The organism is Thermus sp. H19.2, assembly GCF_054979525.1.
This window is the reverse complement of sequence record NZ_CM143429.1, coordinates 1,645,040-1,664,774: the sequence shown is the minus strand read 5'-3', so window position 1 is coordinate 1,664,774 and position 19,735 is coordinate 1,645,040. Positions and strand designations below refer to the sequence as shown.

The 19,735-nt window shown below is 68.8% G+C and carries 18 protein-coding genes and 3 pseudogenes; 14 read left to right on the top strand and 7 right to left on the bottom strand.

The window, feature by feature from the left end; genetic code table 11:
* Positions 1-83 precede the first annotated feature (83 nt).
* The 4 genes and pseudogenes from ACY5J6_RS09015 to guaA form a co-directional block, all read right to left on the bottom strand.
* Positions 84-461 (bottom strand): VOC family protein, encoded by a 378-nt coding sequence (locus ACY5J6_RS09015; RefSeq protein WP_054638197.1) that lies wholly within the window; start codon positions 459-461, stop codon positions 84-86.
* Positions 461-748: a glutamine synthetase/cystathionine beta-lyase binding protein gene (locus tag ACY5J6_RS09010; RefSeq protein WP_462840641.1), complete on the bottom strand. Its 288-nt coding sequence runs from the start codon at positions 746-748 to the stop codon at positions 461-463. The genes ACY5J6_RS09015 and ACY5J6_RS09010 overlap by 1 nt, the downstream gene beginning before the upstream one ends.
* Before the next feature lie 24 nt (positions 749-772).
* Positions 773-1,326: pseudogene (locus tag ACY5J6_RS09005) on the bottom strand (Uma2 family endonuclease).
* Positions 1,326-2,837, bottom strand: a complete 1,512-nt coding sequence (guaA, locus tag ACY5J6_RS09000) for a glutamine-hydrolyzing GMP synthase (protein WP_462844630.1) — start codon at positions 2,835-2,837, stop codon at positions 1,326-1,328. Before guaA ends, ACY5J6_RS09005 begins: the two are co-directional and overlap by 1 nt.
* An 81-nt stretch (positions 2,838-2,918) precedes the next feature.
* On the opposite strand from guaA, the pseudogene ACY5J6_RS08995 reads away from it, so the two are divergent.
* The 10 genes and pseudogenes from ACY5J6_RS08995 to ACY5J6_RS08950 all read left to right on the top strand — a co-directional run bounded on the left by ACY5J6_RS08995 (position 2,919) and on the right by ACY5J6_RS08950 (position 11,950).
* Positions 2,919-4,009: pseudogene (locus ACY5J6_RS08995) on the top strand (ISAs1 family transposase).
* Between the two features lie 64 nt (positions 4,010-4,073).
* Positions 4,074-4,541 carry an S-ribosylhomocysteine lyase gene (locus ACY5J6_RS08990; RefSeq protein ID WP_462844629.1) on the top strand — a complete coding sequence of 156 codons (468 nt, stop codon included), beginning with the start codon at positions 4,074-4,076 and terminating at the stop codon, positions 4,539-4,541.
* Positions 4,538-5,200, top strand: a complete 663-nt coding sequence (gene mtnN, locus ACY5J6_RS08985) for a 5'-methylthioadenosine/S-adenosylhomocysteine nucleosidase (RefSeq protein ID WP_462844628.1) — start codon at positions 4,538-4,540, stop codon at positions 5,198-5,200. Before ACY5J6_RS08990 ends, mtnN begins: the two co-directional genes overlap by 4 nt.
* Before the next feature lie 18 nt (positions 5,201-5,218).
* On the top strand, positions 5,219-6,142 hold the full coding sequence (locus ACY5J6_RS08980) for a ribose-phosphate diphosphokinase (protein WP_462844627.1): 924 nt from the start codon (positions 5,219-5,221) through the stop codon (positions 6,140-6,142).
* A 66-nt stretch (positions 6,143-6,208) separates the two neighbouring features.
* Positions 6,209-6,826, top strand: a complete 618-nt coding sequence (locus tag ACY5J6_RS08975; RefSeq protein ID WP_462844626.1) for a 50S ribosomal protein L25 — start codon at positions 6,209-6,211, stop codon at positions 6,824-6,826.
* 58 nt (positions 6,827-6,884) lie between these two features.
* Positions 6,885-7,451, top strand: coding sequence for an aminoacyl-tRNA hydrolase (gene pth, locus ACY5J6_RS08970; RefSeq protein WP_054638479.1), 567 nt, complete (start codon positions 6,885-6,887; stop codon positions 7,449-7,451).
* 9 nt (positions 7,452-7,460) lie between these two features.
* A complete protein-coding gene (ddl, locus tag ACY5J6_RS08965; RefSeq protein WP_462844625.1) occupies positions 7,461-8,429 on the top strand; it encodes a D-alanine--D-alanine ligase in 969 nt (322 codons plus the stop codon).
* A gap of 34 nt (positions 8,430-8,463) precedes the next feature.
* Complete coding sequence (gene galT / locus ACY5J6_RS08960) at positions 8,464-9,510, top strand: galactose-1-phosphate uridylyltransferase (RefSeq protein WP_462844624.1); 1,047 nt, start codon at positions 8,464-8,466, stop codon at positions 9,508-9,510.
* Positions 9,507-10,214, top strand: a pseudogene (locus ACY5J6_RS08955) (FGGY family carbohydrate kinase); the annotation flags it as partial. The gene galT and the pseudogene ACY5J6_RS08955, both read left to right, overlap by 4 nt.
* 203 nt (positions 10,215-10,417) lie before the next feature.
* Positions 10,418-11,950 carry a glycerol-3-phosphate dehydrogenase/oxidase gene (locus tag ACY5J6_RS08950; RefSeq protein ID WP_462844623.1) on the top strand — a complete coding sequence of 511 codons (1,533 nt, stop codon included), beginning with the start codon at positions 10,418-10,420 and terminating at the stop codon, positions 11,948-11,950.
* A gap of 85 nt (positions 11,951-12,035) precedes the next feature.
* Here ACY5J6_RS08950 and ftsH read toward each other — a convergent pair whose 3' ends face one another.
* Complete coding sequence (ftsH, locus tag ACY5J6_RS08945; RefSeq protein ID WP_462846518.1) at positions 12,036-13,883, bottom strand: ATP-dependent zinc metalloprotease FtsH; 1,848 nt, start codon at positions 13,881-13,883, stop codon at positions 12,036-12,038.
* 73 nt (positions 13,884-13,956) lie between these two features.
* On the opposite strand from ftsH, the gene ACY5J6_RS08940 reads away from it, so the two are divergent.
* Positions 13,957-15,309, top strand: coding sequence for a CDC27 family protein (locus tag ACY5J6_RS08940; protein ID WP_462844622.1), 1,353 nt, complete (start codon positions 13,957-13,959; stop codon positions 15,307-15,309).
* On the opposite strand, the gene ACY5J6_RS08935 is transcribed toward ACY5J6_RS08940, so the two are convergent.
* Entirely contained in the window at positions 15,302-16,339 is a 1,038-nt protein-coding gene (locus ACY5J6_RS08935; RefSeq protein WP_462844621.1) for a DUF4388 domain-containing protein, read from the bottom strand. The genes ACY5J6_RS08940 and ACY5J6_RS08935 overlap by 8 nt on opposite strands.
* Positions 16,336-17,307 carry a Holliday junction branch migration DNA helicase RuvB gene (gene ruvB / locus ACY5J6_RS08930; protein WP_462846517.1) on the bottom strand — a complete coding sequence of 324 codons (972 nt, stop codon included), beginning with the start codon at positions 17,305-17,307 and terminating at the stop codon, positions 16,336-16,338. Before ruvB ends, ACY5J6_RS08935 begins: the two co-directional genes overlap by 4 nt.
* A 30-nt stretch (positions 17,308-17,337) precedes the next feature.
* Between ruvB and panB the strand changes: the two genes are divergently transcribed.
* The 3 genes from panB to ACY5J6_RS08915 all read left to right on the top strand — a co-directional run bounded on the left by panB (position 17,338) and on the right by ACY5J6_RS08915 (position 19,731).
* Positions 17,338-18,123: a 3-methyl-2-oxobutanoate hydroxymethyltransferase gene (panB, locus tag ACY5J6_RS08925; RefSeq protein ID WP_462844620.1), complete on the top strand. Its 786-nt coding sequence runs from the start codon at positions 17,338-17,340 to the stop codon at positions 18,121-18,123.
* A gap of 68 nt (positions 18,124-18,191) precedes the next feature.
* Positions 18,192-18,932, top strand: coding sequence for a metal ABC transporter ATP-binding protein (locus ACY5J6_RS08920; RefSeq protein WP_462844619.1), 741 nt, complete (start codon positions 18,192-18,194; stop codon positions 18,930-18,932).
* Complete coding sequence (locus ACY5J6_RS08915; protein WP_462844618.1) at positions 18,925-19,731, top strand: metal ABC transporter permease; 807 nt, start codon at positions 18,925-18,927, stop codon at positions 19,729-19,731. The genes ACY5J6_RS08920 and ACY5J6_RS08915 overlap by 8 nt, the downstream gene beginning before the upstream one ends.
* Positions 19,732-19,735: the final 4 nt, after the last annotated feature.

Sequence of the window (19,735 nt, the reverse complement as noted above, 5' to 3'; positions counted from 1 at the left end):
GAAAGCCGCGGCGGGGGCCCCCAAAGAGCCTTCTCCCGGCCCTGGTTCGGGCACCTCATGTTGCGAAACCAAGGTGCGGGCACTCAGCTTCCCCAGATCTCCGCCGGGGCGAGCTCCACCAGGTTCCCAGCGGGGTCTTGGGTGTAGAGGCTTTTTCCCCGGGGCCACTCCGCCCACCACACCGGGTAGCCCGCCGCCTTGAGGCGCGCTTCCCAGATGGGAAGCTCCTCCTCCTCCACCCGGAAGGCCACGTGGACACTGCCTTGGGCCCCGTGGGGCGGCAGGGTTGCCTCCTTGGCGGTTTCCTTGGGGTTGAAGACCAGGAAAACGCCCCGCCCGGCGCGGAAGAAGGCGTGCCGAGGCGGCTTGAACTGAAAGCAGGGAAGGCCCAAGATCCCCTCGTAGAAGGCGCGGGCCTTCTCCAGGTCCTCGGCGTAGACGGAAGTTTCCAGAACCTCCACTACTTGAGCCGGGCGATGAGGTCGGCCACGGGGATGGCCTCGAGGGTCATCGTCTTCACGCTTCCCCTGGAGGCCAGGTGGAGCATGGCCCGGGCCACGCTGGCGGCGTCCTCCGCCTCCACGATGTTTACGAAGTCGTAGGGCCCGAGCACGGCGTACTGGGCCACCACCCTGACCCCGAAGTCCCGCTCCAGCTCCTGATTCACCTCCTTGATGCGCTCGGGGTTCTTCACCAGGGTCTCGGCCCCGTCGTCGGTCAGGGTGCTGAGGACGATAAAGGTGGGCATGGCTTGCCTCCTTTCCCCTCCAGTCTACGCCTCTTGGCCCTCCAGCGCTACCCCGGCGTAGACCTCCGCCACGGGCAGGCTTCCCTCTAGGCAGGGCAGGGGGACCTCGCCTTCCTCCGCCACCTGGTGGAGGATATCGCCCTCCTTCCGGTAGAGCTCCACCCGCCTCTCCCGGGCGCTCACCAGGAGGTAGCCCTCGAGGGAGGGAAGGGAGAGGTAGCGCCAGAGCTTCTCCCTGCGGTCCACCCCCTCCGTGGCGGGGGAGAGGACCTCCACCACCAGGCAGGGGGCCTCCTCGTAGAAGGGGTTTTCCGGGGGCGGGGCGCAAACCGCCATGAGGTCCGGGTAGTAGAAGGTGGCCTCCCCGACCCTTAGCTTCATGTCCGCCACGTAGAGGCGGCATCCCTTCCTGCGGGCCAGGGGGTAGAGGGGGTAGTGGAGGTTGCCCACGATGAGGTTGTGGCCCCGGCCATGGCGTAGGGAACCCCTTCCACCAGCTCCCGCTTCACGGGGGAAGTGGCCTCCTCCCTCAGGTACTCCTCCGGGGAAAGCCGCTTAAGCCTCGCGGGCTCGCCCATTACTCCCACTCTATCGTGGCCGGGGGCTTGGAGGTGAGGTCGTAGACCACCCGTCCGATCTCCGGGACCCTGCGGGTGATGCGCCGGGCCGCCTCGTCCAGGAACTCCAGGGGAAGCCTCGCCCAGTCGGCGGTCATGAAGTCCTCGGTGGTGACGGCCCTGAGGGCGAGGACGTACCCGTACTTCCGCTCGTCCCCCGCCACCCCCACGCTCCTCACGGGCGTGAGGACCGCCAGGGCCTGGGCCACCTGCTCATAGAGGCCCCACTCCTTGAGGAGGTTTGTGAAGATGTCGTCCGCCCGCCTCAGGATCTCCAGGCGCTCCTCCGTCACCTCCCCCAGGACGCGCACGGCGAGCCCAGGCCCGGGGAAGGGGTGGCGCAGGCGGATGGTGTCGGGAAGCCCGAGGAGGAGGGCGAGCTCCCGCACCTCGTCCTTGAAGAGGAGGCGGAAGGGCTCTAAGAGCTCAAACCCCAGGTCCTCGGGGAGGCCGCCCACGTTGTGGTGGCTCTTGATCTTGGCCGCCCCGTGCCCCCCGGCGGACTCAATGACGTCCGGGTAGAGGGTCCCCTGGGCGAGGAAGCGGAAGGGGCCCTTCTCCCGGGCCACCTGGGAGAAGGCCGCCACGAACTCCCGCCCGATGATCTTGCGCTTTTCCTCGGGGTCCTCCACGCCCTTTAGGGCCTTAAGGAAGCGCTCCTTGGCGTCCACCACCAGGAGGTTCACCCCAAGGGCCCTCAAAGCCCCCTCCACCTCCTTCCTCTCCCCCAGGCGCAAAAGCCCGTGGTCCACGAAGACGGCCAGGTGGTCCACCCCCGCCTTGGCGAGGAGGAGGGCCAGGGTGGAGGAGTCCACCCCCCCGGAGACGGCGAGGAGGACCCGGTCCTTCCCCGCCCGCTCCCGCACCTCCTGGAGGAGCTCTTCCAGGACGTGCTCGGGGGTCCAGTCCCGCCTGACCCCGGCGAGCTCCAGGAAGTTCTCCAGGATCTGCATCCCCTTGGGGGTGTGGGCCACCTCGGGGTGGAACTGGACCCCGAAGGCCCGGCCGTCCGGGGACTCCATGGCGGCCACGGGGTTCTCCTCCGTCTCGGCCGCCACCCGCCAGCCCGGGGGCGGGGCGGTCACGGCGTCCTGGTGGCTCATCCAGACCTGGACCTCCCCCTCAAGGCCCCGGAAGAGGGGGCCCTCGTGGCGGGTGAGGAGGGCCTTGCCGTACTCGGCCCTTCCGGCGCGCTCCACCCGCCCCCCGAGCTCCTGGGCGAGGAGCTGCATGCCGTAGCAGATCCCGAGGAGGGGCAGGTCCGAGGAGAAGAGCCTGGGGTCGGGTCGGGGGGCCTCGGGGTCAAAGACGCTTCTTGGCCCCCCGGAGAGGATGAGGGCCTGGGGGCGGTGCTTGAGGACCTCCTCCAGGGGGGCGTCCCCCGGGAGGATGAGGGAGAAGGCCCGGAGCTCCCGGAGCCTTCTCGCGATGAGCCGCGTGTACTGGGAACCGAAGTCCAGGACCAGGACCACGCCAAGAGTCTACCACCCCTCCAGGTGGAGCCTGGACGGACAGACTTGACCTATATACGGCCCCTGGGGTAAAGAAGAGGCATGACCCTACGCGAAGCCCTGTCCCAGATCCCCGACCCCCGGGCCCGCAACCGGCGGTACCCCCTGTGGAGCCTCCTGGCCCTCATCCTGGTGGCTTTCCTTTCCCGCGTGGACTTCCTGAGGGGCGTGGAACGCTTCGCCCGCGCCAACCCTCACCTCTTGCCCCACCTCGGCCTGCGCAAGCCCCCGGGCCACACCATCCTCACCCTTCTCCTGCACCGCCTGGACCCCCATAAGCTCCAGGAAGCCCTGCTCAAGGTCTTTCCCGAAGTGGAGCTGGGGGAGGTCCTGGTGGTGGACGGGAAGCACCTTCGGGGAAGCGGCAAGGGGAAAAGCCCCCAGGTCAGGCTGGTGGAGGTCCTGGCCCTGGGTCTGCGGACCACCCTGGCCCAGGCCCAGGCGGAGGGGAGGGAGGATCAAGCCCTCTTGGAGCTCCTGGACCGCCTTGGGGCGGAGGGGCTCAAGGGGAAGGTGGTGGTGGGGGACGCGGGGTACCTGTACCCGGAGGTGGCGGGGAAGGTGGTGCAAAAAGGGGGGCCTACCTTTTCCTTTTGAAGGCCAACCAGGGGGAACTGCTGGAGTGGGCTCTGGAGGTGTTCAAGGGGATGGAGGAGAGGCGGCTTCCCGGGGAGACCGAGGCGGTGTGGAATCTGGCGCGGGACGGGGAGGTGTGGACCTACCGGGTCTGGGCCTCCCCCCACTTGCCGGAAGAGATACGCGCCTTTCCCGCGTGCCGGCAGGTGGTGCGGCTGGAGCGGGAGGTGGTGCACAAGGGGACGGGGGAGGTGCGGCGCGCGGTGAGCTACGCCCTCACCAGCCTGGGGCCGGAGGTGGCGGAGGCGAGGCGGCTTGGGGAGCTTCTCCTTTCCCGGTGGGAGGTGGAGAACCGGTCCTTTTGGGTGCGGGACGTTCTCTTCCGTGAAGACGCCTGCCAGGTGCGGGGGGTGGGGGCGCGGGTCTTGGCGGTCCTCCGGGCCTTTCTGGTCTCCCTCTTCCACCGCCGAGGGGTCAGGGAGAAGAAGGCGGCCATGGAGGCCTTCTCCTTCCATCCCCTCTCCGCCCTCAAGTTCCTGGGGCTCTATGCAGTATAGCGGTCAAGTCTGCTGGACGGAGGGAGGACTCGTCTTGAGCCCCTCCTTTTGGTGTAATGGGGGCATGGCCGAGGTGGAGAGCTTCAGCCTGGACCACACCAAGGTCAAGGCCCCCTACGTGCGCCTGGCGGGGAGGAAGGCCCTCGCGGGGGGCGTGGTGGAGAAGTACGACCTGAGGCTCGCCCAGCCCAACCGGGAGGCCCTGCCCACGGCGAGCCTCCACACCCTGGAGCACCTCCTCGCCGGGTACCTCAGGGACCACCTCCCGGGGGTCATAGACCTCTCCCCCATGGGCTGCCGCACGGGGTTTTACCTGGTGGTGGAGGGCCCTGTGGGGGAGGAAAAGGTCCTCGAGGCCTTCGCCCAGGCCTTGAGGGACGTCCTCGCCCACGAGGGGGAGGTCCCCGGGGCGAGCTTTAAGGAATGCGGCAACTACCGGGACCACGACCTCCTCGCCGCCAAGGCCTGGGCGGAGAAGGTGCTGAAGGCCGGGCTTAGGGTCCAGCCCACCGTCCCTCTGGAGAGGGCATGACCGCCTTCTTCGCCGCCGAGCCCGAGGAGGCCTCCGCCCTTCGGGAGGCCTTGGGGGCGGGGGAGGCCCTGGAGGCCCCTTTTCCCCTCCACCGGGGCAAGGGGGTCCTGGTGGCCGAAACCGGGGTGGGCAAGGTGGCGGCCGCCATGGCCGTGGCCCACGTCCTCACCCGCTTTCGCCCCTCGGGGAGCTTCTTCCTGGGGGTGGCGGGGGCCCTGGACCCTTCCTTGAAAGCTTTGGACCTCCTCCTGGCGGAGAAGGCGGTCCAGTGGGACGTGGACCTCACCCCCTTTGGTCGGGAGCCCGGGGAGACCGCCTTGGGGGTGCGCTTCTTCCCCTCGGACCCCGCCCTCCTCGCCCGGGCGGAAGCCGGGGCCAAGGCCCTGGGCTTGCCCTTTAGGCGGGGGGTGGTGGCCACGGGGGACCGGTTTCTGGCGGACCGGGGGGAGGCGGAAAGGCTTCGCGCCCTCCATGGGGCGGACGCCGTGGAGATGGAGGGGGCCGCGGCCCTCATGGTGGCCTGGCGCTTCCGCCACCCCATGGCCCTCCTGCGCGTGGTGACGGACGGGGCTGGGAAAGGGGCGGAGCAGGACTTCCGGGCCTTTTTGCGGGAGGCCGCAAGGCGCCTTGGGCTCCTCGCCCGGGCCCTCGTAGAATGAAAATGGGGTCCTTTGGCCATGGAGGTGAAGATCTTTACCGGGACGGCCCACCCGGAACTCGCCCAGAGGGTGGCGGAGGCCTTGGGGGTTCCCTTGGGCAAGGCCCTGGTGGGCCGCTTTCCCGACGGGGAGGTGCGGGTGAGGCTTCTGGAGAGCGTGCGGGGGGAGGACGTGTACCTCATCCAACCCACCTGTCCCCCGGTCAACGACCACTTGATGGAGCTTCTGCTTCTGGCCGACGCCGCAAGGCGGAGCTCCGCCTCCCGCATCAACGCCGTCATCCCCTATTTTGGCTACGCCCGCCAGGACAAACAGACCGAGGGCCGGGAGCCCATCAGCGCCCGGCTGGTGGCAGGGCTTCTGGAGCGGGTGGGCATCCACCGGGTCATGGCCATAGACCTCCACGCCCCTCAAATCCAGGGCTTTTTTGACATCCCCGTGGACCACCTTTCCGCCGTGCGCCTCTTCGCCCGCTACCTCACGGAGCGGGGGTACGTGGAAAACGCCGTGGTGGTCTCCCCGGACGCGGGCCGGGCGGAAGAGGCGCGAAGGCTCGCCGAGCGCCTGGGGCTTCCCTTCGCCATGCTGGCCAAGCGCCGCCACGGGCCTAAGGAGACCTCCGTGACCTACGTCATCGGGGACGTGGAGGGCAAAAGGCCCCTCCTCATAGACGACATCGTCTCCACCGGGGGGACCATCCGGCGGGGGGTGGAGGCCCTGCTCCAGGCGGGGGCCTTGCCCGAGGTGGTGGTCATGGCCACCCACCCCGTGCTGGTGGGGGAGGCCAGGGAGAACCTGGCCCACCCGGCCATCAAGGAGGTGGTCTTCACCGACACCATTCCCCTAAGGGACGGGGGCTACACCCTCCTCTCCACCGCCGAGCTCCTGGCCCAGGCCATCCGCCACGTCCACACCAACCAGTCGGTGAGCGCCCTCATCTAGGGGGGATGTGGTAAGCTTTTCTTCGTGTGCCCCTGAGGGGCCAGGGTTTGCGTGTTGGGAGGAGCCATGGAATATCGCCTGAAGGCTTACTACCGGGAGGGGGAGAAGCCCAGCGCCCTTAGGCGGGCGGGCAAGCTCCCCGGGGTGATGTACAACAAGAACCTGAACCGCAAGGTCTACGTGGAGCTTGGGGAGTTTGACAAGGTCTTCCGCCAAGCTTCCATCCACCACGTCATCGTCCTGGAGCTTCCCGACGGGGAGTTCCCTACCCTGGTGCGCCAGGTGAACCTGGACAAGCGCCGCCGCCGCCCTGAGCACGTGGACTTCTACGTTCTTTCCGACGAGCCCGTGGAGATGTATGTTCCCCTGCGCTTTGTGGGCACCCCCGTGGGCGTGCGCGAGGGCGGGGTGCTCCAGGAGGTGCACCGGGACATCCTGGTGCGGGTTTCCCCCCGGAACATCCCCGAGTACATAGAGGTGGACGTCTCCGGCCTCGGCATCGGGGACAGCCTCCATGCCTCGGAGCTTAAGCTTCCCGAAGGGGTGAAGCTCGCCATCTCCCCGGAGGAGACCCTCGCCGCCGTGGTGCCGCCCGAGGACGTGGAGCGCCTCGAGGCCGAAGCCGCCGAGGCCCCCGCCGAGCCGGAGGTCATCAAGAAGGGCAAGAAGGAAGAGGAGGCCTGATCCCGCTTGGGCGCCTTGTGGCGGGGGTAGCCACCCCCGCCTTTTGCCAGGAGGGGCCGTGTTCTTGGTGGTGGGCCAGGGAAACCCGGGCGAGGCCTATGCCCGCACCCGGCACAACGTGGGTTTCATGGTCTTGGACCGGATGGGGCTGGAGTTCCGGAGGAAGGGGGAGGCCCTCCTGGCCGAGGCCCAGGTGGAGGGCCAAAAGGGCCTTTTCCTCAAGCCCCTTACCTACTACAACCTCACGGGGCAGGCGGTGGCCCCCCTGGCCCGCTTCTACCAGATTCCCCCAGAGCGCATTCTGGTGGTCCACGATGAGATGGACCTCCCCCTGGGCCGCCTGCGCTTCAAGGCCGGGGGAAGCCCCGCCGGCAACCGGGGGGTGGCCTCCATCGCCGAGGCCTTGGGCACCCTGGCTTTCCACCGCCTGAGGATCGGTATCGGTAAGCCTCCCGCCAAGGAGCTGGGTGCCCAGTACGTCCTTTCCCCCTTTGCCCCCGAGGAGTGGCCCTTGGCCGAAAGGGTGCTTTCCGTGGCCAAGGAGGCGGTGTTGTGCTGGGTAAAGGAGGGGCTTTTCCCTTGCGCCCAGCGCTACAACGGCCTGGACCTCCGCCAGGCGAGGTAAGCTTGGGGTATGGCCTCGCCCAGGGTTCTCCTCATTGCCGGGGGGAAAAGCGCCGAGCACGAGGTTTCCCTTTCCTCCGCCGAAGGGGTTTTACGCTACATGCCCTTTCCCACCGAGCTTGCCGTCATCGCCAAGGACGGGCGTTGGCTCCTTGGGAAAGAGGCCCAGGAAGCCCTTGCCGCCAAGGTGGCCCCTTCTGGGGAGCATTCCTTTCCCCCCCCCTTGGACTGGGACGCCTACCATGTGGTTTTTCCTCTGCTCCACGGCCGCTTTGGAGAGGACGGCACCCTTCAGGGATTTTTGGAGCTCTTGGGTAAGCCCTACGTGGGGGCGGGGGTAACGGCCAGCGCTCTTTGCCTGGACAAGGACCTCTCTAAAAGGGTCTTGGCCCAGGCGGGGATTCCCGTGGTGCCTTGGGTGGCCCTCTACCGGGGGGAGGTGCCCCTGGTTCCTTTTGACCCCCCTTTTTTCGTGAAACCCGCCCACACGGGTTCCAGCATCGGCATCCTCCGGGTGGAGCGCTACGCCGACCTGGAGGGAGCCTTGGAGGAAGCCTTCCGCCACGATGCCAAGGTGGTGGTGGAGAAGGCCCTCCCCGGGGTGCGGGAACTGGAGGTGGGGGTGCTGGGAAACCTCTTCGGCGAGGCGAGCCCGGTGGGGGAGGTGCGCTACCAGGCCCCCTTCTACGATTACGAGACCAAGTACACCCCAGGCCGGGCCGAGCTCCTCATCCCCGCGCCTCTGGACCCCGGCACCGAGGAAACCATCCAGGAAATTGCCTTGAAGGCCTACCGCCTTTTGGGCATTCGGGGCATGGCCCGGGTGGACTTCTTCCTCTCCGAGGGGGAGGTGTACCTCAACGAGATCAACACTATCCCGGGCTTCACCCCCACCAGCATGTTCCCCAGGCTCTTCGCTGCCAAGGGCCTGGGCTACCCCGAGCTTCTAAAACGCTTGGTGGAACTGGCCCTGGAATAGCCTGCCTTTCCGTAGAATGCAAAGGAGGCTTTTTGTGCCGCCCTTTTATAAGCGCCTCCACAGGAAGGCCGACGGGAGGGAGCTCCTCCTCTACAGCCTGAACCCCCTCGAGGACCCCCCTCTCCCCGAACACGCCGAGCCCTTTCGCCCCGCCCCCCACCTCCGCTACCACCCCTTAAGGGGGGAGTGGGTGGTCTACGCCGCTCACCGCCAGGAGCGCACCTTCCTTCCCCCCAAGGAGCACTGCCCCTTGTGCCCGAGCCGGGAGGGAGGCTTTCCCACGGAGATCCCCTTCCCCTCGTTCCAGGTGGCCGTCTTTGAGAACCGCTTCCCCTCCTTCGTGGAGGAGGCCCCCCCGCCCCCGGAGGGGCTTCCCGTGCCCGTGGGGGAGGCTTTGGGCCGGTGCGAGGTGGTGGTCTACACCGAGGCCCACGCGGGTAGCCTCGCCACCCTGAAGGAGGAGGAAAGGCGCCTCCTCGCCCAGGTGTGGCGGGACCGTTACCAAGCTCTCTATGCCCTTCCCAGGGTGCGCTTCGTCATGCCCTTTGAGAACCGGGGGGAGGCGGTGGGGGTGACCCTCCACCACCCCCACGGCCAGATCTACGCCTACCCCTTCGTGCCCCCCGTCCTGGAGCGTGAAAGCCAGGCCTTTCGGGAAAGGCCCGTGCTCCAGGAGCTCTTTCCCGAGCTTGGGCCCTACGTGGTGGACAGGGAGGAGGGCTTCCTCGCCTTCGTCCCGCCCTTCGCCCGCTACCCCTTTGAGGTCTGGGTGGCCCCCGTGGAAAGCCACCCCGGCCCCTGGACCTTCTCCGAGGAGGAGATGGCGGCCTTCGCCAGGCTTTTGGGCCGGGTGGTGGCCCGCTACGACGGCCTCTATGGCGAGCCTTTCCCCTACGTGATGGTCTTCCACGCTGCTCCCTTGGGGGAGGAGCGCACCTTCCACTTCCACGTGGAGTTCTATCCCCCGAGGCGCACCCGGGACAAGCTCAAGTTCCTGGCGGGCACGGAGCTCGGGGCGGGCACCTTCGTGGTGGACGCACTGCCCGAGGAGACCGCGCAGAGGCTTAGGGAGGTTCTATGAAGTACCTGCTTGCCCTGGACCAGGGTACCACTTCCAGCCGGGCCCTCCTCTTCACCCCGGAGGGGAGGCCCGTGGCGATGGCGCAACGGGAGTTCCGGCAGCTTTACCCGAGGCCGGGCTGGGTGGAGCACGACCCCCTGGAGATCTGGGAGACCACCTTGTGGGCCGCGCGGGAGGCGTTGCGGAGGGCTGGGGTAGAGGCGGGGGAGGTGTTGGCCCTGGGGATCACCAACCAGCGGGAGACCACCCTCCTCTGGGACCGGAAGACGGGGAAACCCCTCCACAACGCCATCGTGTGGCAGGACCGGAGAACGGCGCCCCTTTGCGAGGCCCTGAAGGCGCGGGGCTTGGAACCCCTTTTCCGGGAACGGACCGGGCTTCTCTTTGACCCCTACTTCTCGGGGACCAAGCTCATGTGGCTCCTGGAGAACGTGCCCGGGCTAAGGGAGAAGGCGGAGCGGGGGGAGGTCCTCTTCGGCACCGTGGACACCTGGCTCATCTGGCGGCTCACCGGGGGCAGGGTCCACGCCACCGACCCCACCAACGCGAGCCGGACCCTCCTCTTCAACCTCCACACCCTGGCCTGGGACCCGGAGCTTTTGGAGGCCCTAGGGATTCCCGCCTCCCTCCTCCCGGAGGTGCGCCCTTCGGACGGGGACTTCGGGGAGGTCCTTCCCGAGCTCCTGGGGGTGCCGGTGGCGGTGCCGGAGGTGACGGAGTCCACCGCCTTGGGGGTGGCCCTCATGGCCGGGGTGGGGGCGGGGGTTCTTTCCCCGGAGGAGGCGGTGGGGCGCTTCCGCGAGGCGGAGCGGTTCCTCCCCACGATGCCCGAAGGAAGGCGGGAGGCCCTCTACCGTGGGTGGCGGGAGGCGGTGGAAAGGGCCAAGGGCTTTGCGGGGGAGGGGTAGTGGACCGGGAGGCCCTCTTTGAAAGGCTAAAGGAACCCTTTGACCTCCTCATTCTGGGGGGCGGGGCCACGGGGGCCGGGGTCCTGTGGGAGGCCACGCTTAGGGGCCTCAAGGCCGCTCTGGTGGAGGCGAGGGACTTCGCCTCGGGGACGAGCAGCCGCTCCACCAAGCTCCTCCACGGGGGGGTGCGGTACCTGGAACTCGCCCTGAGGCGGCTGGACCGCCGCCAGTTCAGGCTGGTGGTGGACGCCCTCCACGAGCGCAAGGTGGTGATGGGCCTCGCCCCCCACCTGGCCTGGCCCCTCACCCTGGTCACCCCCCTCTTCCGCCCCCTGGAGCTCCCCTACTACTACCTGGGCCTCCAGCTCTACGACCTCCTCGCCGGGAAAAGGCGCCTCGCCCCAAGCCGCTACCTCTCCCCTTGGGAGGTGCACAAACTCTTCCCCCATCTTCCCAAGACCCTAGGGGGCGTGGCCTACCAGGACGGGCAGTTCGCCGACTTCCGCCTGAACCTCGCCCTCGTGCTCTCGGCCCTGGAGCGGGGGGCGGTGGCCCTGAACCACGCCGAGGCCACGGCCCTCCTCCTGGAGGGGGGCAGGGTGCGGGGGGCGGTGGTGCGGGACCGGCTTTCGGGGAAGGAGGTGGAGGTCTTCGCCAAGGCCGTGGTGAACGCCACCGGGCCCCTCGCCGACCGGGTGCGCCGCTTGCTGGACCCCGAACTTCCCCCCCTCCTCACCGCCTCCAGCGGGGTCCATCTCGTCCTGGACTACCCCCTGGAGGCGGGCCTCCTCATCCCCAGGACCCGGGACGGCCGCGTCCTCTTCCTCCTCCCCTACCGGGGGATGGCCCTCCTGGGCACCACCGACCTCCCCGCCGAGCCCGAGCCCTGCCCCCTCCCCCGGGAGGAGGAGGTGGCCTACCTCCTGGAGGAGATAAGGCCCTACCTGGGGGACCTCTCGGGCCGGGTGCGGGCGGTCTGGTCGGGCCTAAGGCCCCTGGTGGGCCAGGGGGAGACGAAGCTTTTGGTGCGGGACCACCACATAGAGGAAAGGCAAGGCCTCTACACCCTGGTGGGGGGGAAGTGGACCACCTTCCGCCTCATGGCCCTGGAGCTCGTGGAGCGCGTGGCCAAGGACCTGGGCCTCGCCTTGCCGCCCTCGGCGAGCCACGCCACCCCCCTCCTCGGGGCGGGGCCCCAGCCCCCCCTTCCCCTCCCCGAGGACCAGGCCCGGCGCCTTTACGAGACCTACGGGACCCTGGTCCCCGAGGTCCTGGCCCTGGGGGAGAGGCCCCTCCTCCCCGGGCTTTCCTACCTGGAGGGGGAGGTGGTCTGGGCGGTGCGGCGGGAGCTTGCCAGGAAGCCCCTGGACGTGCTGGCCCGGAGGATGGGCCTCGCTTTTCTGGACCGGGAGAAGGCCCTTAAGGCCCTTCCCCGGGTGGTGGAGCTCATGGCGCCCCTCTTGGGCTGGGGCGAGGAGAGGAAGCGGGCCGAGTTGGAAGAGGCCCGGGCCCTCTTGCCTGGGCTTTGCTAAGTACCCCGCCGCGGCAGGGGCCCCAAAAAGCTTTTCCCCAGCCTTAGTTCGGGCACCTCATGTTGCGAAACCAAAGTGCGGGCACTTAGCTTTCTTGGCTCCGTTCCACGGGGATGGTCTCCTTCAGGATGGCCCGGACCCTCTCCCCTGGGATGGTCTCTTCCCGGAGGAGTTCCTCGGCGATCCGATGCATGGCCTCGGCGTGCTCCAGGAGGACCTGGCGGGCTTTGGCGTAGGCCTCGTCCAGGATCTTGCGGATGTCCTCGTCAATGAGCCTGGCCGTCTCCTCGGAGTGGTCCTTTTTCTTGGCGATCTCCTCACCCAGGAAGATGGGCCCCGAGTCCGAGCCCCAGGCGATGTTCTTGAAGTGTTCCCCCATGCCCCAGTCCAGGACCATGCGCTTGGCGATCCCCGTGGCCCGCTTGAAGTCGTCCTGGGCCCCCGTGGTCACGGTGCCGGTGAAGAGCTCCTCCGCCACCCGGCCCGCCATGAGCACGGCGAGCTCGTCCATGAGGTGTTCCCGGGAGACCAGGACCCTTTCCTCGGGCTTGCTCCAGCGGGCCCCCAGGGCCATCCCCCGGGGGACGATGGAGACCTTCTCCGTCTTGTCGGCGTGGGGCAGGACCTCCCCCACCACGGCGTGTCCCGCCTCGTGGTAGGCCACGGCCCGGCGCTCCTCCTCGGAGAGCTTCAGGGCGGGGCGCTCCAGGCCCAGGACGATCTTGTCCAGGGCCTTGAGGAAGTGCTCCTTGCGGATCCTCTTTTCCCCGTCCCGGGCGGCGAGGAGGGCGGCCTCGTTCACCAGGTTCTTGAGGTCCGCCCCGGAGAAGCCGGGGGTGAGGTGGGCGAGCTCCAGGGCGTCCACGTCTTCGGCTATGGGTTTGTTGCGCATGTGCACCAGGAGGATCTCCTTGCGCTCCTCCAAGGAGGGGAGGCCCACCACCACCTGGCGGTCAAAGCGCCCGGGCCGGAGGAGGGCGGGGTCCAGGATGTCGGGACGGTTGGTGGCGGCGAGGACGATGACGGAGGTGTCCTTCTCAAAACCGTCCATCTCCGAGAGGATCTGGTTCAGGGTCTGCTCCCTCTCGTCGTGGCCGCCCCCGATGCCCGCCCCCCGCTTGCGGCCGATGGAGTCCAGCTCGTCGATGAAGATGATGCTCGGGGCGTTCCTGCGGGCGTCCTCAAAGAGGCTCCGCACCCGGCTTGCCCCCACCCCCACGAACATCTCCATGAACTCGCTGGCGGAGACGGAGAAGAAGGGCACCCCTGCTTCCCCGGCCACGGCCCGGGCCAGGAGGGTCTTCCCCGTGCCGGGGGGGCCCACCAGGAGCACCCCCTTGGGGATCTCGGCCCCGAGCTCCAGGTACTTCTTGGGGTTCTTGAGGAAATCCACCACCTCCATGAGCTCCCGCTTGGCCTCCTCGTGGCCGGCCACGTCCTTAAAGGTGGTGCTGACCCGCTTCTCCTTGCCGTAGAGGCGGGCCCGGCTCTGGCCGAACTGCATCACCTGGCCCGCACCCCCTTGGGCCCGCATGAAGAAGAACCAGAAGAAAAGGATGAGGAGGAGGGTGGGTCCCACGTAGAGGAGGAGCTGGGGCCAGAAGGAGGGGGGCTTGGTGACCACTTTGACCCCGTTGGTTTCCAGGAAGCGCAGGAGCTCGGGGTCCTGGACCTGGGCCGGGGGTAAGGGCACCTGGAAGCGCCTCGCCACCTGGCTTCCCCCCTGGGGGGTGGGGAAGCGCTCGGGTTCCTTGAGGAGACCCAGGATGCGGGTTTCCTCCAGGGTAACTTCCGCCACCCTGCCCTGGCGCACCAGTTCCCGGAAGCCGGTGTAGGAAAGGGTGGGGGCCGGGGGCCCGGTGAAGGCGGTGTAGGCCAGGTAGCCTAGAAGGAGCAAAAAGACAAGGGTGAAGGGGTTGATTCGCTGCGGCAACATCTACCTCCCTTGCCCTATGGTAGCGCCTGGCGGGTGAGAGGATTGAGGGGTGTGGTATCCTCTAGCGGCGATGAGGGGGGTCCTCGAGGCCCTGCACCAGGGGGATTACGACACCGCCATTGAGCTCCTTACCCGCAAGGCCCTCTTCGGGCGGAAGGAGGAGGCCAAGGAGGCCCTTTTGCTCCTCGCCGAGGTCCATAGCCTCTACGGGGCAGAGGGCCTGGAAAAGGCCCACCGGGCCCTGGAGGAGGCTTACGAGCTGGGGGGGCTGGAGTATGACCCCCGGTACCGGGCCCTCCTCGGGGAGCTCCTCGCCCTGGAGGGGCGGCCCGAGCGGGAGGTCCTTCCCCTCTTTCTGCCCACGGAGGACCCCAGGGCCCGCTACCACCAGGCCCAGGCCCTCTTCTACCTGGGCCGCTTGGAGGAGGCCCTGGCCACCTTGAAGGAGGGCCTCCCCGCCTTCCTGGCCTGGCGGGGGGAGGGGCTTAAGGGGCGGGCCCTGGAGCGCCTGGGCCGTTACCCGGAGGCGGCCAGGGCCTACGAGCGGGGGGCGGAGCTGGCCCTGGGCCTGGAACGGTACTGGCTCCTCCTGGACGCCGCCGCCATGTGGCTGGAGGCAGGGGAGGGGGAGCGCGCCCTTTTGGCCCTGGAGGAGGCCGAGGCCGCCGTGGGAGAGGAGGGCCCGGAGGACGAGGCCACCCGCCACTACCTCCTGGCCCGGGCCCACCTCCTTCTTGGGAACCCCAACCGGGCTTTGGAGGAGGCCAGAAGGGCCCTGGAGAAGGAAGAGGAAAGCGGTCACAGGGCCTACGGCACCCCCATGGTGGCGGGGCAGGCCCTTTTGCAGCTCGGCCGCTACGAGGAGGCCATGGCCGCCTACCGCGAGGCCCTGGACCGGGCCGAGGCCGCCGAGCGCCCCTACGTCCTCCACGAGATGGGGGTGGCCGCCCTGGACCACGGGGCCTACCTCGAGGCCGAGGTCTACCTCCGCGAGCTTTTGCGGGAAGAGGGCTACCCCTACCGGGCCCAGGCCCTGGCCGACCTGGCCGAGGCCCTGTACCGCCAAGGGCGCTACGCCGAGGCGGAGGAGGCGGCCAAGGAGGCCATGGACCTGGGGGCCGAGGCCTCGGGGGAGCTCATCCTGGGCCACATCGCCTACGACCTCATGCACCTGGAGGAGGCCCTGGCCCACTACCGGAAGGCGGCGGAAAGCGCCGAGGAGGGGAGCCGGGAGTGGGTGGGGGCCCAGGAGATGGTGGTGGATACCCTGGCCCAGCTGGGCTACCGCTCCCCGGAGGAGATCCTGGCCCGGGCCGAGGCGGTGCTGCCCCACGTCCACCCCGCCGACGAGTGGCACCAAGCCCTCCTGGCCTACCGGGAGCGGGCCCAGGCCCTCCTCCGGGAAGGCCGGCGGCCTAACTAGCCCCCTTGCGCAAGGGGGAAAGGGCCTTCAACACCTCCTGGGACCTCAAGGGCTTGGGGAGGTGGAGCACCCGCAAGGGGCGGAAGAGGAGGCCTGGGGGGGTTTCGCTCACCACGTAGAGGGAGGCGAGCCTTCCCTCGGGATGGGCCCGCACCCTGCGGGCGGCTTCCAGGGCCCTTTCCCCCTGGAGGACCACCCCCTTGGGCCTTTCCTTGAGAAGGCGCAAAAGCCCCTCCAGGTCCTTGGCCAAAACCACCCGGAAGCGGTGAGCCTCCAGGAGGTAGAGGAGGAGCCTCCGCACCACCCCGCTTTCCGCCAGGACCACCACCAGGGGGTCCTCCAGGAGGAGGGTGGAGGGGCGGAGGAGGCCCCGGGCCTTCATCTCGTGGAGGAGGTGGTAGACCTCCTCCTCGGGAAGACCCGACATCAGGGCCACGCTCCGGGCCCGCCGGACCCCGTCTAAAAGCTCCAGGACCGTCCAGGCCTCCGGGGGGAGGGGGTGGCGGGTAGGGTCCTCCGCCAGGTGCAGGACCTCGTCCGGGCCCACCTGGCCCCGCCGCCACTCGTCCAGCCTGCGGGCGGCTTCCATGAGGGCCCAGCCCGTGTCCAGGGTCTGGGGGAGGGCCACCTGGCTTCCCTCCACCAGGGGCTCGGCCAGGACCTCCCCCTCCTTTTCCCCCAGGAGGGTGGCGAGGGCCTCGAGGACCTGGGCCTGAAGGGCTTCTTTAAGCTCCTCCTCCCCGATGAGGCCGAGTTCCAGGGCCAAAGCCCCCAGGGGGGTGCCGGGGTTCTCCCGTCCCTGGCGCTCCACCAGCTCCTGCACCTCCTCCAGGCTCAGGTGGCCCAGGCGCACCAGGTACTCCCCCAGGTGGGGGCCAGGCTCGGTGCGGGCGTAGAGGATGCGCCCCGAAAGGAGGTGCACCCGGCCGTAGACCCTGCCCTGCAAGCTCACCACCGCGCTTTTGCGATTGGCCTCCAGGGCCTTCAGGAGCTCGGCCAGGTCCAGCTCCTCCAGGGTGGCCCGGATCATAGGAGGGGTTCCAAGGGAAGGGGAAGGCCCAGGTGGCGGTAGGCCAGCTCCGTGGCCACCCGGCCCCTGGGGGTGCGCTTTAGGAGGCCTTGCTGGATGAGGTAGGGCTCGTAAACCTCCTCCAGGGTGCCCGGGTCCTCGGAGAGGGCGGTGGCCAGGGTGCCCAGGCCCACCGGCCCCCCGCCGAAGCGGAAGATGAGGACCTCCAGGATCTCCCGGTCCCGCCGTTCCAGGCCCAGCTCGTCCAGGCCCAGGGCCTCCAGGGCCTCCCTGGCCCGCCCTTCCCCGATCTCCTCATCCCCCGCCACCTGGGCGAAGTCCCGCACCCGGCGGAAAAGCCGCTTGGCGATGCGCATGGTGCCCCGGCTCCTCCGGGCGATCTCCCGGGCGGCCTCCTCGGTGATGCCCACCCCTAGGAGCCGGGCGTCCCGCCTTATGCCTTCGGCCAGTTCCTCCACGGAGTAATAGTCCAGGTGCTCCACGATGCCGAAGCGGCTTCTCAAGGGCGCGGTGATGAGGCCAGGGCGGGTGGTGGCCCCGATGAGGGTGAAGCGGGGGAGCTCCAGACGGATGGTCCTGGCCGCCGGCCCCTGGCCCACCACGATGTCCATGGCGAAGTCCTCCATGGCCGGGTAGAGGTGCTCCTCCGCCTGGCGGCTTAGGCGGTGGATCTCGTCGATGAAAAGGATGTCCCCCTCCTCCAGGGAGTTGGCCAGGATGGCCGCCAGGTCCCCGGGCTTCTCTATGGCCGGCCCGGAGGTGACCCGGAGGTTTACCCCGAGCTCGTGGGCGATGACGTGGGCCAGGGTGGTCTTGCCGAGGCCTGGGGGGCCAAAGAGGAGGAGGTGCTCCAAGGGCTCGCCCCGGGCCTTGGCGGCCTCGAGGTAGACCCGGAGCTTGTTCTTCAGGCGCTCCTGGCCGATGTACTCGTCTAGCCTCTTGGGCCTTAAGGCGAGGTCCGGGGTCACGTCCACGCCCTTTCATGATAGCCTTTTCCCGTGCGGAGGACGGTCAAAGACTTCCGTGAGGCCAAGGGGAAGCGGCTCGTCTACCTCACCGCCTACGACTACCCCACGGCGCGCCTGGCCGAGGCGGCCGGGGTGGATGCCCTTCTGGTGGGGGACTCCCTGGGGATGGTGGTCCTGGGCTACCCCTCCACGGTGCCCGTGACCCTGGAGGAGATCCTCCACCACACCAAGGCCGTGCGGCGGGGGGCCCCCGAAACCTTCTTGGTGGCCGACCTGCCCTACCTTTCCTACGCCACCCTGGACCGGGCGCTTGCGGCTTCCGAGCGCCTCCTTAAGGAAGGCGGGGCGGACGCGGTGAAGCTGGAGGGGGGCGAGGAGGTGGCGGAGATCGTCCGGGGCCTGGTGCGAGCGGGGGTGCCGGTTTTGGGCCATGTCGGCCTCACCCCCCAGACGGCAAGCCAGCTCGGGGGCTACAAGCTCCAGGGCAAGCGCCCGGAGGAAGCGGAGCGCATCCTGAAAGGGGCCCTGGCCCTGGAGGAGGCCGGGGCCTACGGGGTGGTGCTGGAGATGGTCCCCGCCCGCTTGGCCAAGGAGATCACCGAGAGGCTTTCCGTCCACACCGTGGGGATCGGGGCCGGGCCCCACACCGACGCCCAGGTCCTGGTCTTCCACGACGTGGTGGGGCTTTACGGGGAGTTCAAGCCCCGCTTCGTCAAGCGCTACCTGGAAGGGGAAAGGCTTCTAAGGGAGGCCCTGGCCCGTTACGCCGAGGAGGTGCGGCAAGGGGTGTTCCCGGGCCCGGAGCACAGCTTTTGAGTACCCCGGAAAGAGGTCCCTGGGGGTTTCCCTTGACAGTTTAGTGAGAATGCATCATCATTTTTGTGATGACCGCCTTGGAGATCCGCCGTCTTTCCGTGCGCTTTGGGGAGTTTTGGGCCCTGGAGGAGGTCCAGCTCTCCGTGCCCGAAGGGGCCTTCGTGGCCATCGTGGGGCCCAACGGGGCGGGGAAGAGCACCCTCTTGAAGGCCGTGCTGGGCCTGGTGCCCTACCGAGGGGAGGTGCGGGTCTTCGGCCTTCCCCCGGAGCGGGCCGACCCCCTTTGGTTCGGCTACGTGCCCCAGATCAAGACCTTTGACCGCTCCTTCCCCGCCTTGGCCCTGGAGCTGGTGGCCACGGGGCTGAGGCGGCGCTGGCCCTTCCGCCTGGGGAAGGGCGAGCGGGAGAGGGCCCTGGCCGCCCTAGAGCGGGTGGGGGCCCGGGAGCTCGCCCACCGCCCTTTAGGGCGGCTCTCCGGGGGGCAGCTTCAGCGGGTCTACCTGGCCCGGGCCCTGATCCGCAGGCCCCGGCTTCTCCTCCTGGACGAGCCCGCCACCGGGGTGGACCGGGTGGGGGAGGAGGACCTCTACCGCTACCTCGAGGCCTACCAGAGGGAGTCTGGGGCCACGGTCCTCATGATCACCCATGACTGGGAGGCGGCCCACCACGCCACCCACGTCCTGGTCTTAAACCGCCGGGTGGTGGGCTTCGGCCCCCCCGAAAGGGCCCTTTCCGAGGAGTGCCTGCGCCAGGCCTTCGGCCACGTGGGCCACGCCCACGGCCTTTTCGTGGAGGGTGGCCGTGCTTGAGGCTCTGGGCTATCCCTTCTTCCAGCGGGCCCTTGTGGCGGGCCTCCTGGTGGCCCTCCTCTCGGGCCTCGCCTCCCCCTTTGTGGTGCAAAGGCGCCTCTCCTTCCTGGGAGACGGCCTGGCCCACGCCGCCTTCGCCGGGGTGGCCCTGGGGCTTTTCCTCCGGGGGGAGCCCCTCTGGTTTGCCCTGCCCTTCACCTTCCTGGTGGCCCTGGCCATCACCTGGGTCAAGGAGCGCACCGAGCTTTCCGAGGACACGGCCATCGGGGTCTTTTTCGCCCTGTCCGTGGCCCTGGGGGCCGTCTTTCTCGCCAAGGCCAAGGGGTATGTGGGGGACGCCATGGGCTACCTCTTCGGCTCCCTTCTGGCCGTGGGGCCCGCCGACCTCCTGGCGGTGGGCTTGATGGCCCTCCTGGCCCTTTTCCTCCTGCCCCTCTGGGGGCCCTTGGCCTACGCCACCTTGGACCGGGAGCTGACCCTTTCCGATCGGGTGCCCGTGGTGCTTCACGACTACCTCCTCTCGGGGTTCTTGGCGGTGAGCCTGGTGCTGGCGGTGAAGGTGGTGGGGATTCTCCTGGTGGCGGCCTTTTTGGTCATCCCTGGGGCGGCGGCCAGGCTTCTCTCCCGCACCTTCGCCCAGATGACCCTCTTTTCCCTCCTCCTGGCCCTCCTTTCCACCTTCGGGGGGCTTTTCCTCTCCTTCCTCCTGGACTGGCCCAGCGGAGCCAGCGTGGTCCTCTTCCAGGCCCTCCTCTTCGGCCTCGCCCTGCTAAAAACGGGATTTTCGGGTGGGAAATAGGGGT